General features: G+C 41.8%; 15 protein-coding genes. 10 read left to right on the top strand and 5 right to left on the bottom strand.

All coding sequences use genetic code 11. From position 1 onward, the window contains the following. Positions 1–15 precede the first annotated feature (15 nt). The 7 genes from N5923_RS03595 to N5923_RS03565 all read left to right on the top strand — a co-directional run bounded on the left by N5923_RS03595 (position 16) and on the right by N5923_RS03565 (position 8,361). Complete coding sequence (locus N5923_RS03595; RefSeq protein ID WP_267142837.1) at positions 16–876, top strand: class II aldolase; 861 nt, start codon at positions 16–18, stop codon at positions 874–876. A 26-nt stretch (positions 877–902) separates the two neighbouring features. Next, positions 903–1,172 carry an HPr family phosphocarrier protein gene (locus N5923_RS03590; protein WP_017801587.1) on the top strand — a complete coding sequence of 90 codons (270 nt, stop codon included), beginning with the start codon at positions 903–905 and terminating at the stop codon, positions 1,170–1,172. A 1,614-nt stretch (positions 1,173–2,786) separates the two neighbouring features. Continuing rightward, positions 2,787–3,968 (top strand): reverse transcriptase family protein, encoded by a 1,182-nt coding sequence (locus tag N5923_RS03585; RefSeq protein ID WP_267142838.1) that lies wholly within the window; start codon positions 2,787–2,789, stop codon positions 3,966–3,968. Between the two features lie 10 nt (positions 3,969–3,978). Continuing rightward, a complete protein-coding gene (locus N5923_RS03580) occupies positions 3,979–4,620 on the top strand; it encodes a retron Ec48 family effector membrane protein (RefSeq protein WP_267142839.1) in 642 nt (213 codons plus the stop codon). A 139-nt stretch (positions 4,621–4,759) separates the two neighbouring features. Continuing rightward, the gene (locus N5923_RS03575) at positions 4,760–6,367 is read left to right on the top strand and encodes a TIGR04141 family sporadically distributed protein (RefSeq protein WP_267142840.1); all 1,608 of its coding nucleotides are present in this window, start codon (positions 4,760–4,762) and stop codon (positions 6,365–6,367) included. 174 nt (positions 6,368–6,541) lie between these two features. Further along, on the top strand, positions 6,542–6,901 hold the full coding sequence (locus N5923_RS03570) for a hypothetical protein (RefSeq protein ID WP_267142841.1): 360 nt from the start codon (positions 6,542–6,544) through the stop codon (positions 6,899–6,901). Next, positions 6,898–8,361: a relaxase/mobilization nuclease domain-containing protein gene (locus N5923_RS03565; RefSeq protein WP_267142842.1), complete on the top strand. Its 1,464-nt coding sequence runs from the start codon at positions 6,898–6,900 to the stop codon at positions 8,359–8,361. The genes N5923_RS03570 and N5923_RS03565 overlap by 4 nt, the downstream gene beginning before the upstream one ends. 7 nt (positions 8,362–8,368) lie before the next feature. Here the strand turns inward: N5923_RS03565 and N5923_RS03560 are convergent, their stop codons facing one another. From N5923_RS03560 to N5923_RS03545, 4 genes are all read right to left on the bottom strand, one after another. Next, positions 8,369–8,890 (bottom strand): hypothetical protein, encoded by a 522-nt coding sequence (locus N5923_RS03560; RefSeq protein WP_267142843.1) that lies wholly within the window; start codon positions 8,888–8,890, stop codon positions 8,369–8,371. A 68-nt stretch (positions 8,891–8,958) separates the two neighbouring features. Then, positions 8,959–9,261 (bottom strand): hypothetical protein, encoded by a 303-nt coding sequence (locus tag N5923_RS03555; RefSeq protein WP_267142844.1) that lies wholly within the window; start codon positions 9,259–9,261, stop codon positions 8,959–8,961. A gap of 57 nt (positions 9,262–9,318) precedes the next feature. Beyond that, positions 9,319–10,533: a tyrosine-type recombinase/integrase gene (locus tag N5923_RS03550; protein WP_267142845.1), complete on the bottom strand. Its 1,215-nt coding sequence runs from the start codon at positions 10,531–10,533 to the stop codon at positions 9,319–9,321. A gap of 227 nt (positions 10,534–10,760) precedes the next feature. Next, complete coding sequence (locus N5923_RS03545; RefSeq protein WP_267142846.1) at positions 10,761–11,624, bottom strand: YicC/YloC family endoribonuclease; 864 nt, start codon at positions 11,622–11,624, stop codon at positions 10,761–10,763. Between the two features lie 135 nt (positions 11,625–11,759). Here N5923_RS03545 and N5923_RS03540 point away from each other — a divergent pair, with 135 nt between their 5' ends. Continuing rightward, on the top strand, positions 11,760–12,185 hold the full coding sequence (locus N5923_RS03540; RefSeq protein WP_267142847.1) for a DUF3574 domain-containing protein: 426 nt from the start codon (positions 11,760–11,762) through the stop codon (positions 12,183–12,185). 36 nt (positions 12,186–12,221) lie between these two features. Here N5923_RS03540 and N5923_RS03535 read toward each other — a convergent pair whose 3' ends face one another. Continuing rightward, positions 12,222–13,406: a NupC/NupG family nucleoside CNT transporter gene (locus N5923_RS03535; RefSeq protein ID WP_267142848.1), complete on the bottom strand. Its 1,185-nt coding sequence runs from the start codon at positions 13,404–13,406 to the stop codon at positions 12,222–12,224. Between the two features lie 168 nt (positions 13,407–13,574). Between N5923_RS03535 and rph the strand changes: the two genes are divergently transcribed. Then, positions 13,575–14,291, top strand: a complete 717-nt coding sequence (rph, locus tag N5923_RS03530) for a ribonuclease PH (protein WP_267142849.1) — start codon at positions 13,575–13,577, stop codon at positions 14,289–14,291. 57 nt (positions 14,292–14,348) lie between these two features. Then, positions 14,349–14,990: an orotate phosphoribosyltransferase gene (gene pyrE, locus N5923_RS03525; protein ID WP_267142850.1), complete on the top strand. Its 642-nt coding sequence runs from the start codon at positions 14,349–14,351 to the stop codon at positions 14,988–14,990. The last annotated feature ends 24 nt before the right edge of the window (positions 14,991–15,014 follow it).

Below are 15,014 nucleotides of genomic sequence, written 5' to 3'. Positions count from 1 at the left end.
ACAGAGGAAAACACCATGCCTTTAGTTAATGGAAAAATCCTGCTCGACCGTATTCGTGAAAAACGTGTACTGGCCGGTGCTTTTAATACGACTAATCTTGAAACGACTATTTCTATTCTGAACGCTATTGAACGTTCCGGGTTGCCTAATTTTATTCAGATTGCGCCAACCAACGCGTTATTATCTGGCTACGATTATATTTACGAAATCGTCAAACGTCATGCCGATAAAATGGATGTGCCAGTGAGTTTGCATCTTGATCATGGCAAATCGCTGGATGATGTAAAACAGGCCGTACGCGCCGGGTTTACCTCGGTAATGATTGATGGCGCTGAATTTTCTTTTGAAGAGAATATTGCCTTTACCCGTGAGGCCGTTGATTTTTGTAAATCATTTGGCGTGCCGGTTGAAGCGGAACTGGGCGCTATTCTTGGTAAAGAAGACGATCATGTCAGTGAAGCGGATTGCAAAACCGAACCGGAAAAAGTGAAAGCATTTGTTGAAAGAACTGGCTGCGATATGCTTGCGGTCTCAGTGGGCAATGTTCATGGCCTGGAAGATATCCCGCGTATTGATATTCCACTACTAAAGCGTATTGCCGGGATCTCACCGGTGCCGCTGGTGATCCACGGCGGTTCCGGGATAGATGAAGAAACGCTGCGCAGCTTCGTTAATTACAATGTGGTGAAAGTGAATATTGCCAGCGATCTGCGCAAAGCGTTTATCACTTCAGTAGGTAAGGCTTATGTTAAAAATAACAACGAAGCCAATCTGGCGCGGGTAATGGCGAGCGCCAAAAGCGCAGTGGAAGATGATGTGTATGGCAAAATTCTGATGATGAATAAAGACCACCAATATATTCGTCAGGCATCCTGATATTCACTCTAAAGGCTGATAACGATATGATCAGGCAAAGTGTAAAAGTCATGAACAGTACGGGGTTACACGCCCGGCCAGCTGCCTCTTTAGCAAAGATAGTAAAGAAGTATGATTCATCGCTGATTCTGATTAACAACGGCAAGGAAATTCAGATTAAAGGGATGATGAGCATTTTAGGTGCTGGAGTGAAAGGAAATGCGATGATCGACCTGATTTGCGATGGCCAGGATGAGCATCAATTAATGGATGAGCTGAAAACTGCTTTTGCCAGTGGCTTTGGCGAAAAAGAGTAGCGTTTTTAGTTAATTATTTTACGGAGTTTAAGCCGGGGTCAGGTCAGGGATCCCGGCTTTTTTATGTAAGTCAGGGGGGCTTCAATGCTGTCATAGGCGCCTTGCAGCCGCCTCAACGCTAGTGCTCAGGGCTGATATGACAACGGGCATTTTAGTTTTGGATTGGGCTGTCGTGTCTGGCTGATCAGGCAATTAAACTAACTTAAAAGAAGAAACGTGCTTATTTTAAGTTAGTCGTTAAGTTAAAATAAGCATCAGTTTAATTTTAACTTAGCGGAGGATGAATTATGCATCGCGGACTTACAGGGGGGGCGCGTGTAAAAGGGAAAATATCCTACGCCAGGGCTGTTTTTTAAGCATCGGTGTTTAGCAACTGCTTGAATTGACGATGCTGTGTCGTTTCTGCATCCGAAACCGAACGATTGCGCACGCCATGCCGATAACGTGTACGAAAGTAAGCAAACCTTTAACGGACAGTTAGATCGTTCCGTACATCCCTTACAGGTCATTTTGTACCGAGCATTGCAGGCGGGGTCGGCTGCAAGGCGTTTGTGCCTCGCCCCTTGCCTCCTTCGCCATCTTTACAAATCGACACCAGACTGCAAAAAAGCATCAATGACGCCAATCGGGCGATTATTGATACCTTTGATACTCGTTGAAGCAAAAATGTTGCGACAGCCTTTGCATTATCTGTCTGTTTTCTTTAAAAAATACCGCCATATTTATTATGAGCGTTTGCAGAAAACCAGAATCTCGGGAGACTGGGAACAGTGATTACTGTTTTTTGTCGATGCTGTCGCTGATACGGCTACACAAGCGGTTAATACTGCCCAAACCCTGAATGAAGAACATAAAGCATTGTTACCTGCGTTAGGTCGCCTCTCCGGCTCAGCTAATCAGACTCTGGACGCACTGTTTGTGCAGCCTGTTGTAAACATTGGCAAACTGGTTGAACTTACTGGGCTGACGAACACTCGCCAGTTATGCGTTATCACACAGTAATATCGCTTTTCACATCAAGCAGGTATGGGGACAAGTTAAACGCGTATCTTTATATGCTTTCCTGAAAGCTAATACGCATAAAAAAGCCCGCTGTGAGGCGGGCTGTTTGCTGACAGTCAGTAAATCTTTATTCGATATTCTGAATCTGAATGTTGATTTATATGAAATTTTTTAGTTAATACAATGAATTAACTATATTTTATAACGGTTTTTTAAAGTTTATACCCATATAGCTACCCGCTAAGTTTTATTTTCCACTCGATACTGCCTTCTTAGGGCTTTCCAATACCCCAAAACATCAAGATTAGTAAATTGTAAAATTTTTCTTTAAGATTAATCTGCTTTCTGGTAAAAAAATAGCGTGGGATGAACAACTCACTTGATGAACAAGGAAGCGTGTAGCAAAAAGCATGTCCTTTAAGTTCGGGACGACCGTAAGGTCTTTCTGGGTGCACTCTGGCGAGCCATGCGAAAGCTAGACCACGGAGTACAGTACACAGTTGGAAAAAGTTAGTGAAGATTGGGTGGATTTTATACTTTTGCGTTGCTTCCTTCGGATTCGACTACCCTTTCTGGCCGCGAGGACGCTAACTTTTATCTAAGAAGGATTATATGGCTAGTTCATTCTCATTCAAAGAAACGTTTACGCCTATTCAAAACGTTCAAAGTCTTATAAATCTTCTTGGTATCAAAGATACTCAGAAATTTGAAGATTTGATCATTAATGGTGCTGAAAGTTCTTACTATGTAAAACCTCCAATTAAGAAAAAGAATGGAGGGGAGAGGATCGTTTATGCACCCAATAAAATGCTTAAATCATTACTTCGTAAAATTAATCAAAAAATCTTCACTCAAATAAACTATCCTGATTATCTTTTTGGATCCATTCCTGATATAGAAAACCCACGGGATTACATATTGTGTGCAGAGCAACATTGCAAAGCTAAGGTTTTGATTAAGATAGATATAGAGAATTTTTTTCCTACTATGAGGGAAGAATATGTTTACAATATCTTCAATAAATTATTAAAGTGTTCTGAAGAAGTTTCAAATATATTAACTAAGCTAACAACTTTTAATGGTTATGTACCGCAAGGAGCACCGACTAGCACATATTTAGCTAACTTGTACTTTTTTGATACTGAGCCAAAAAAAGTACAGCACCTACGTAAGCAAGGTTTTCGTTATACTCGGTTAATTGACGATATCACGATATCTCGCCCAACAAAAGAAGGTAGCTGGAAATACATTGAGTCGTATATTAGTCAGTTTATAACTCAAAAAAGCCTTTCAATTAATAAAGAAAAAACCACTTCAATATCTTCATGTTCGCCTCAGCAATTTAAAGTACATAGTTTAAGTGTTGAGGGTGATAAGCCAAAGTTCCCTAAAGTAGAAAGATTAAAAATTAAAGACCAAGTTCATCGAGTGGTGAAAACAGGGTACGGCAAAGATAATGAACGGATGAAAAAAAGTTTTCATAGCTTTTATTTCTCTGTAAGAGGAAAGATCACTAAGCTTAAAAGAGTAAAATGCTCTGATTATCCACTTTTTAGGGGAATGTTAAAAAGGCATTGCGACCCATTACCTGACCATAAGGAAATTATTCGGATAAATAGGGTTATCTCAAATCTATCTAAGGATTTTAATGCTATAGGTGATTCAGAAAGATATAAAAGTCGATACTTTCAAGTTTTGTTTAGGTTAAGTATATTAAAAAAACTATACCCGAAAGAATCAGAAGAATTTAAAAAAAGACTTAAATCAATAAGCCCCAAAAAAAATGAAAAATGAATATAGGATCATGCTTATTTTATCGATAATGACATTAAGTATTACAGTTGTTATTTTTATTTCAATGATATTGATTTCATTGATTTTATTTTTTGATATTTACAGCAGTAATCACTTAATTTTCTGTTTTTCTGAATCTTGCTTTAAATATTCTATAAGTTTATTTTCTACACCTCTATCTATTCTCAAGCAATCATTGGTATTTATACCTGTATTTGTATTCTTCATAGGATTATATAATTTTAAACTTGCATTAGTAAACTCAAAATTAACAAATTGTATGAATAAAGAAAGGGATTTTTATTCATATCTTAAGGAGAATCCTTTTAAGGAAAAAGAAATTTTCGAAGCGCTAAATAAGAAAAAACTGTATGGTGCTTTATTTATGAATGACCTTAAATTTAACTCAAATGCAAAAGAAATAATAGAGAAATTTTATGAAAAGCGGAAAAATTACGGTGTTCTAAGTTCGATCAAGGAAGAAAAAAGGATGGCTTATAGACTTGATCTTTTGGCTATTTCTTCATTTTTTGGAATGACTCTTGAAGATGAAGTGGATGTTGAAAGAATGAATGATATCGTGACTTCATTATGTGATTCCGTAAACGAAATAATTTTAATATGGTTTGACGTAGATATAGATATTTCTTGATGTATTTTAAAAAATAAAAAATTTAATAATAAAAAGTAATTCCGGGCAGTATTTTTCATTATACACTAGGGCATATTAAAGATGTTTATCTTGATTTTAAGTTAAATATTAAACTTAACTATTTATAGAAGAGAGTTTTATGTCCAAAAAAATTATGCCTTTAAATATTTTTTTAGCCGATGATTTATATTCATCTAAAGACTTTGACTTTTTCGTTTCAAAGAATTGTAAAGCCTACAAAATAGATGGCATTGATGGCGTAGTAGGTTCTTGCTTTATTAAAGAAGTTAAGGAGAATACGCCTAAATGGAAAGAGTTTTTTGAAAGTTTCACTGGAAATAAAATAGATGATATCATAACTAAATCAAGTTCCGCCGTTATTATGATTAAATCTAAATCAAGGATCTTTGCAGTTACCTTCGGTTATGGTCGGAGTTTACTAGAACAGTCTTATTTTGTAGCAGATTTTGGAATTAAAACTGCACTTAATATGTTAAAACATGATTCATTAAGGAGTGTAGATACTTTTACTATTGACGACTCACCTGTTCAGAAAAAGACACAAGCTTCGCTGGGTACTGAAATATCCATGTTTGGTGTAGATGTATCAAAAGATATTCTAAGATCAGTTACAGGTTTTCCTTTGGATGGAGTGCCTTTTAAAAATATTTGTGGTGGTGACAATTCATTACAAGTTAAAGTAGAATTGGAGCCCAAAGAATTAGTGGGTTATCTTAATGAATGTTTGGATCGTTATGGGAATGATGAGTATTTAAAACAATTTTCTTGGGTTGATAATCTAAAAAAAGTTGTCCTATCAGGTACTATCAATAGTTTAGATGATCTGTTGATTAAAACTATAAAATCTAAAATCTTTGACGACATTAACATTGTTGTGCCGGAAATTATGAACGAAGAAGATATTGAGTATTTTAGCTTTACCAGAAACAAGCAGTCAATAGCTTATAATATAGATAAAGCATTGTATTTCAATTCGATTGAATACTCCAATTTTGATATAGAAAAATTAAAAAGAGATAAGCTTTTTGCATTTAATAATCAAGGGTCTGAAGCAAAAAGCTATTCAATGTACAAATGTCTTAGTTTGGAGGTTAATTATAACAACAAAAACTATATGTTATTTTTAGGGCAATGGTTTGAGATCGAGAAAAAGTTTTTTGATTATGTGGAAAGAGAACTAAAAACCATACCTGTACATAGTAAAACCTTCCCTGATTTAGAAAGAGTTATTGACAAAGCTACGAATAAAGAAAAGTTAGAGTCTGAAGGTGATTATAATTTACGTATTAGTAATACTCAAGGTTATATTCTTCTTGATAAGAAATTGGTTAAAAGTAGTAGGGCAACGACTTCAATTGAATTATGCGACTTAGCAGATGTATCAAACAAAACTTTAATTCATGCAAAACATAGGAAAGGTGGCTCATCAGGTTTGAGCCATTTGTTTTCGCAGGCTAATGTAGCTTCTGAGCTAATTTTACGTGACGCTGAGTTTCGAAAAGCAGCTAGAAGGGTACTCAAGAAGCATTGCGGAACTAGAAATGTTGACTTGATTCCTCTCAATAATTTTAAAAGTAGTGATTATGAAGTGGTGTTATTAATTCTTGGTTGTGATAATGCAACTTTCTTAACCGACTTACCTTTTTTTAGTAAAGTTAATTTAATCAACGCACATTCCAACTTAAAGCAGCGTGGATTTAGGGTTTCTGTCGCTTCTGCAAAATGATTTGTTTAAAAAGCAAGGTCTAACTCAGCGAAGCTGAGTAGCCTTGCTTTTTTCTTCCCTTCGGTTTGTAAAAAGGAAAGTCAATCCAGGATGTTGACAGAGTCCAGCTATTGGATATAAAGGATATGAGCATAAGGAATATGCACATATTAAAATAATAGAAAAGGAGCTTCAATGAATACTACGTTTCCCCCCTTTCCCTTAGAAAAGTTACGCATTTATTGCGTCAGCGTCAGGCTTAACAACGCCGAACTTTTAAAGCTTAATGAAGAGCGCAAGCAATTTGCAAAAGGCGAATGGCTTCGCATGTGCTTCATGAAAAACCAACCTGCTGTCATACCTGAAATCAACCGAAGCGCCTGGACGATTTTCGGTGAGATAAATCAAAGGCTCAATGGAATCCTGAATCACCTGAATGCTAAGCAGTCATGCAACCCTTTGACTAATACAGAGCTATTTGTCGTGAAACGCCAAATCAGCGATCTTCGCTCACGTCTGCTATCTACTGAAATATGGAGTGTTCCTTCCTCATGAAAGGCATGCAGAGGATCAAGCGAGGTAAGAACTTTGCAGGGGTGGTTCTCTACGCTTTAAAGACAGGCGCACACCATAGAACCGATCCTGTTGTTATAAGCAGTAACATGCTTGAACATTCAGCAAGAGGGCTAATCGCTGAGTTTACTGCTTCTGCTTCACTTCGCCCAGACGTTATGAAACCTGTATGGCATAACTCGCTTCGTTTACCAAAAGGAGATTCTGTTCCTAACGAACAGTGGGTGAAGATTGCCGACGATTACATGACTCGCATGGGGTTCAGTGATACTCATTTACGCTGTTATGTCATGCATGACGATGAGACCGGTCAGCATATACATATCATTGCCAGTCGAGTCGATGTAATCAGTGGAGGTAAGCTCTACTTGGGGAGGAATGAAAACCTTGTTAGCGGAAGGATCATTCAGGAGCTTGAAATCGATTATGGTCTGACACGGACAAAAGGTTTTTCTCCTTCGCATAGGCCTTGCCATGCAAGCAATCGCAAGAAGTTGTCTCGCAACGAACAACAGAAGGAGAATCGCGAGCAGGTTTTGGCTCCGAAGACATTCCTGCAGAACACTATCGACGAGATTTTAACGAGTCCCAGTAATATCTCGAGCTTCGTTGAAGCGCTCCGAGAGAACGGTATAACGCCAGTACCTAATATTGCTTCTTCAGGCCGCATGAATGGTTTCTCATTTGAGTATGCTGGAATCGCTTTCAAAGCCTCCCAGTTAGGTAAAGCTTACTCATGGGCGACTCTGCAAGAGAAGCTCCGCTACACACCTGAACGTGACAATCTCCTGCTCTTTGCTTTGAAAGCTCCGTCTATGAGAAGTAATGAGACGGTTGATTCAGGAGCAGAAGCCAGGAAAGATACTACGCCGTCATTACTGACTACTTCAGAGTCAGAAGTTGTTGCACGTCCTCCACAGCACGAACATAGAGTTGAGATAGGTGAAACCTGCGAAGCATATGCGCCTGTCAGCAGTGTACTAACAGCATTGGAACCAGAAAGGAAGAAAGACTACCTCATGACTGCAGTCATAAAATGGCTACTGAGCATTCCTTACCTTCAAGCCTTTGCAACATTGCTCAAAAAGGCCGGTAAAACATTTCTCCACAGAAAATCCTCATTTTCCACTATTATAACGGATGAAAAAATTCTTCATGAATTAGACCATTTTGTCAGTAAATTGTGTTCACGATTTAATGTGCAAATCGAACTTAAATCATTCGTTCGCTCTTTTTTCCAAGTAAAACATAATCGTTTAGAGACAACCTACATTCCAAATTTTGATAAATACGACATCGATCAAAAAGAATATGTGCTAAATCATTTTTTCGGAAAAAACACTGAAAATATGACAGATAAGGAAATTACCTATCAATTTAACATTAGAATATCTAAACAAGTAAAAGATATTGAAAGCGATCTTAAAAGACTGGGTTATTAGACCAATTTTAATTAATGCCTTTTTCGATGATCATTTTTTTTAATAGCTTGAGGCTTTTTACATCATAGTTCTTATCGAAGAGGGTTTCATTGATATATTCATAAGTATATCCATCCTGTATCATCTTCGCTGCTTTAGCCATTTCTGTTGTTCTATATAATGTATAGTTGCATTTGTGTATAAGGTCTGAATTTGGACACTTGTCATTGCGGGTCTGACTGTTATATTTTTGCAAATACAATTCAAGTTCATCTTTAGCATTAAGATATTTGTAAAGCTTTATCATGGATTTTTGGTATTCAACATGATTGTTATAATATACACTTTCAACAAAAGCATCGTTGATTCTTTTATTTTTAAATGAGCTGCTATTTGTCGATAGTGATTCGTACTTCAATCTGTATTTTATTGCCTCTGAAATTAGTCTTTCTTGGACAACGTTATCACTATCTAATGTTTTTGCTTCCGATGGTTGTTGAAATAATACGTAACTTGCTAACACAATAGGAAAAACATACATCATCTTCATAAATTACTTCCTCGCTTCATCTCTTTATATATTCAATTAAAAATTTGTCAAGAAAAGCGAGGTTTATTTTACTTGAGATTTTTATTATTATAGATAATATCTACCTCGTCGCAATTAAAACCAGGTTTCGAAATTTCCGGTAAAAGACTTAGCATGTTTACTACCCTTTCTGCTTGCTTTTCACTAATGCCAACTTCCATAGACATGATACTATTTTTCAATGATTCATTTGACATTGAAGGATTATCGTTTTTAATCTTACACCCCTCTTTCAGTAATGCTATATCCCTATCAGGTACTAAAGATGGCGGTTTAAATGCTTGAGCACTCAATGAAACAATAAACAAGGCTACAGCTAGTTTGATACGCATAAACGTTCCTTTATATGAATTAAATTAATTATCTTAAGAATGTAAGTTGATCTACTTTTACACAAAGATTCTTTCTAACATTTTGTCCATTCGGTTTAAAGCTTTTTTCCTCTCCTCATAGTAATCGTAACGGTCATAAATTCCCTGCACCCCTTCTATTTTGTGATTGAGACACCGCTCTGCAATATGAGGCGGTACGGACAATGAAGCCAGCAAACTTCGGCAAGTCCTTCTCAAGTCATGAACGGTAAAGTATTCAAGATTTTTCATTTTATTTGGTGGCTGAATCTTCTTACCAGGCTCCTGACCGAATAGTTTTGCTAGCGCTCTGTTAAGCGTATCTTTGCCCATATGAGGTGTTTTGCTTACTCGCCTGTTTGGAAATACATACTCTGAACCACATGCACGAACCTTTAATTCGTTGAAAAAAGTCAATGCTAGTGGTGAAAGAGGTATGGCGATCTCTCTACCAGTCTTACTTCTGTCAGCAGGTAACACCCACTTGCTATCTTCCAGTCTGTACTCTGTCCATTTGCTTTCGGTAAGTTCTGTCTTTCTGACACCTAACAAAATCAAAAGTGCGCATGCGATATAGTTATCTCGACTGAAACTATCCGAGTTTTCCTTAAATTTTTCGAAAACGAAGCCAATTTCTTCAAGTGTCAGTGCTCTTTCCCTGCTTTTCTCCACTCCACCTGCGTCGTTTACTCTGAAGGCCGCTGCGGGATTGTTCATGGTCAGGCCAAGTTTAATCGCATGATTGAACAGTTGCTTCATGTAAAGCAGAGCGTCATTAGAAATTGAAGGTCTTCCGCTATCAGAAATCTTGCGAATGACTGCTCTAACGTCCAATGGTGTCACTTTGTCGATTGCCAATAGGCCTATCTGAGGTGAAATGTCTTTTTTGAATACCCTTGCTGGGATTTGCGGGTTTTTGAGTCTTTTTTGTAATTCAATCAACCAGTCGGTAAACAATTCATTTACTGTAGTGATAGCAGCAGGGCGGTTTAGCTTACGTTCCGCGACTGGGTCATTACCGGATCTAACCTTCTTACGTGCTGCGTCTGCTTCAGATCGAGCCTCTGCAAGCGACAAATCCGTTTGCTTACCCAGGGTAAGCGCTTTTCTTTTACCGTTGATAGTGTATCGGATCATCCAGTATGGAGAACCTTTGGGGGGAAGCATGAGATAAAGACCTTCCCCGTCTCCATATCGACCAGACTCACCCTTTCTGACGATAGCCTGTACTTCCTTAACCGTTAACGTTCCCATATAAGCCTCTGATCAGCCCAGGCACGGATAGTTAGCTCTGGGAAGTGTGGTTGGGTAGTAGAAGGTTTATATGGTACATAAAAGGGGAAGTAAAGGGATTTAGTACCCAAATCACTACCCACTTATCTCTGGATTTAAATGGATATTGGTGGAGGTTAGTAAAATAAAATCCATAAAAAAGGCCTTTATTTCATGGCCTTGTGGATTTTTCTGGATATTGGTGATATTTACTCGATATTCTGAATCTGCTCGCGCATCTGCTCAATCAGTACCTTCAGCTCGATAGCGGAAGTCGTAATCTCAGCATTGATTGATTTCGAAGCCAGAGTATTCGACTCGCGGTTGAACTCCTGCATCATAAAGTCGAGACGGCGACCAACTGCTTCTTTCTTCTTCAGGATGTTATAGGTTTCTTTCACATGCGCTTCCAGGCGGTCCAGCTCTTCCGCCACGTCGATGCGCTGCGCCATCATTACCAGTTCCTGCTCCAGACGGGTGTTCTCCAGCTGAACTTCTGCCTCTTCCAGTTTGCTCACCAGGCGTTCACGCTGCCATTTCACCACTTCTGGCATCTGTGTGCGCACTTTCGCCACTTCGGTGCTGACACCTTCCAGGCGCTGCTCAATCATTGCCTTCAGGGCGTTACCTTCGGTTTCACGCGCGATAATGAAGTCGTCAATGGCACCATCCAGCGCCTTTAGTAGTTCGGCGGTGATGGCATCCAGATCTTGCTCTTTAGCAGACATCACACCAGGCCAGCGCAGAATATCCAGCGGATTAATCTCGCCCTCATCGCTTTGCATTTTCACCCAGTTTGCCGCCTGAACCAGCTGTTTTGCCAGTGGCTCATTCAGCAGCAGCGAGCTTTGCGCGCTTGGATCGGCATCGAAACGCAGGTTACATTCCACTTTGCCACGCGTCAGGCGATTACGCAGGCGCTCACGAATAACGGGCTCAAGGCTGCGGAACTGCTCCGGCAGACGAATATAGGTTTCCAGGTAGCGTTGATTAACGGAACGAAGTTCCCAGGCTGCGCTGCCCCATTCGCCTTTAGTTTCACGACGTGCATAGGCGGTCATACTGCGGATCATTTTGCGTACCTGTATCAGAGAAATATGAGGGAATTATAGCGATGCATGTGGATGCATGATAGGTATTTGCTCTCAGTCCTGAAACCGTCGCGCCCGCTAAGGGTGATAGCCTTTTTTTTCTGCTAAAGGATGATAATGAAAATAACCAATCCCAAAATAATGATGATCACTGCCGCACTGTTGTTAAGCGGCTGTGTGGCGTCGCCCAAAAACGTGACGGTGCCAGACTGTGCGGTGGGAGAGGCCATGACGCAAACCACGCTCTATTTTGGACTGAACCGTCCGACCGGCCCGGTAATCAGCGCCGCCGAGTGGCAGGCGTTTATTGATAACGATGTTACGCCACGATTTAAAGATGGACTGTCGGTATTTGAGGCCCAGGGTCAGTGGCTGGGTAATGATGGTAAGCTGGCGCGCGAAAACAGCAAAGCACTGTTGCTGATTCATGCGCCAGATAAAGAGAGTGAAAGTCGAATTGAAGTGCTGCGCACTATCTATAAACAGCGCTTTGTTCAGGATTCAGTGATGCGGGTGGATACGCCGGTTTGCGTCGCGTTCTGAATAAGCATCCGGCGGCTGACGCCGCCGGACAGGGTATTACAGCATCAGTCCGGCAAAGGCTGCGGACAGTAAACTGACCAGCGTCGCACCGTAGACCAGCTTCAGACCAAAGCGTGATACCACATTGCCCTGCTGCTCGTTCAGGCCTTTGATGGCACCCGCAACAATGCCGATAGAAGCAAAGTTAGCAAAGGAGACGAGGAACACCGAAAGGATCCCCAGACCACGCGGCGTCATTTCGGCCGCCACTTTCTTCAGCTCAATCATCGCGACAAATTCATTGGCGACCAGCTTGGTCGCCATAATGCTGGCAGCCTTCAGGATATCCTGAGTGGGAATGCCCACCAGCCAGGCAAATGGCCAGAAAACATAGCCAAGAATCTGCTGGAAGCTAATGCCAAATACCGCGGCAAACAGCGCGTTAACCGCGGCGATCAGCGCAATAAAGCCAATTAACATCGCCAGAATAATCATCGCGACTTTAAAACCGGCGAGAATATATTCGCCGAGCATCTCAAAGAAGCTCTGATCTTCATGCAGCTTATCCAGCTTGATATCTGGCTCATCACCCGCCGGGGTCGGGTTGATAATCGACAGCACAATAAAGGTGCTGAACATATTCAGCACTAACGCCGCGACGACATATTTGGCATCAATCATCGTCATATAGGCGCCGACAATCGACAGGGAAACCGTTGACATCGCGGTGGCGGCCATCGAATAGAGGCGACGTGGCGAGATATCGGCCAGAATGCCTTTATAGGCGATAAAGTTCTCTGACTGTCCGAGGATCAGGGTGCTGACGGCGTTAAACGACTCCAGCTTACCCATGCCGTTAACCTTTGACAGCAGCGTTCCCACCAGGCGAATCAGCAGCGGCAGAATGCGCCAGTGCTGCAAAATACCAATCAGCGCCGAAATAAAAATAATCGGGCAAAGTACGCCAAGGAAAATAAACGCCAGCCCCTGCGAGCTCATATTACCAAACACAAAATCCGAACCCTGCGCGGCAAAGGTCAGCAGCGTTTCGAAGAAGCCGGCAACATGCTGAACGATCCACAGGCCACTGGCGGCGTGTAAAAAGAACCACGCCAGTGCGGCTTCAATTACCAGCAGTTGTACAATATAGAGCGGACGGATTTTTTTGCGGTCAGTACTGACCAGTAACGCCAGGGCGAAAATAACCACCAGCGCCAGAATAAAATGTAAAAGCTCAGGCATATAAAATTCAGATTTTGGGGGGGAAAGGGGCATTTATACATAGTTCGCGGCTTTTTTCATTAACTCTCTGTTTTGCAGATTTAAAAATATTGCCCTCAGGCGTCGGTAGGCAGCGGCGCATGAAGCCCGTATAATGCGCAGCCACTATTAGCAAGCCGGAGAGAAACCATGCGTCCAGCAGGCCGTAGCGCACAACAGGTGCGTCCCGTCACATTGACACGTCACTACACCAAACACGCAGAAGGTGCTGTGCTGGTTGAATTCGGCGATACAAAAGTATTGTGCACTGCCACCATTGAAGAAGGCGTGCCGCGTTTCCTGAAAGGTCAGGGACAGGGTTGGGTTACGGCGGAGTACGGTATGTTGCCGCGCGCCACCCACAGCCGTAACGCGCGTGAAGCGGCCAAAGGTAAGCAGGGCGGTCGTACTCTTGAGATTCAGCGTCTGATTGCCCGCTCATTGCGTGCGGCGATCGATCTGAAAGCGCTGGGTGAGTTCACCATCACGCTGGACTGCGATGTGCTGCAGGCCGACGGTGGTACCCGTACCGCATCAATTACCGGCGCTTGTGTGGCGCTGGCCGATGCGCTGAACCATCTGGTGGCGCAAGGTAAACTGAAAGCCAACCCGATGAAAGGGATGGTCGCGGCGATTTCCGTTGGTATTGTTAACGGCGAAGCGCTGTGCGATCTCGAGTATGTGGAAGATTCTGCTGCTGAAACCGATATGAATGTGGTGATGACCGAAGATGGCCGCATGATTGAGGTGCAGGGCACTGCTGAAGGTGAACCGTTTAGCCACGATGAGTTGCTGAAGCTCCTTGAGCTGGCGCGGGGCGGCATCGACAGCTTAATACAGGCGCAGAAAGCAGCGCTGGCAAACTGATTTTTACAGGCGACCTGAGGGTCGCCTTTTTTATGAAAACATTTTGAGGAGAGAGTGATGAAACCCTGGCAGCGTCAATTTATCGAGTTTGCACTAAACAAACAGGTATTAAAATTTGGTGAATTCACCCTGAAATCGGGCCGCAAAAGTCCTTACTTCTTTAATGCCGGACTGTTTAATACCGGACGCGATCTGGCGCTGTTAGGTCGTTTTTACGCTCAGGCGCTGGTTGATTCTAAAATCGATTTTGACCTGCTGTTTGGCCCGGCTTATAAAGGCATTCCGATTGCCACCACCACTGCGGTTGCGCTGGCCGATCATCATGAGCGTGATGTGCCATACTGCTTTAATCGTAAAGAAGCCAAAGATCATGGCGAAGGCGGCACGCTGGTGGGCAGTCCGTTACAGGGCCGCATTATGCTGGTGGACGATGTGATTACCGCAGGTACCGCCATTCGCGAATCAATGGAAATTATTACTGCTAATGGCGCGACGCTGGCTGGCGTACTGATTTCTCTGGACCGTCAGGAACGCGGACGTGGGGCGATTTCCGCCATCCAGGAAGTTGAGCGTGATTACCAGTGTCAGGTTATCGCCATCATTACGCTGAAAGATCTGATCGTTTATCTGGAAGAGAAGCCGGAAATGGCCGACCACCTGGCGGCAGTACGTGCGTACCAGAAAGAGTACGGAATCTGATAACAAGCCCTGACTGGCGCGGAG

It is taken from the genome of Winslowiella arboricola, from assembly GCF_025527015.1.
Taxonomy (GTDB): Bacteria; Pseudomonadota; Gammaproteobacteria; order Enterobacterales; family Enterobacteriaceae; genus Erwinia; species Erwinia arboricola.
The sequence above is the reverse complement of the archived record's forward strand: the minus strand, read 5'-3'. Positions and strand labels throughout refer to the sequence as shown.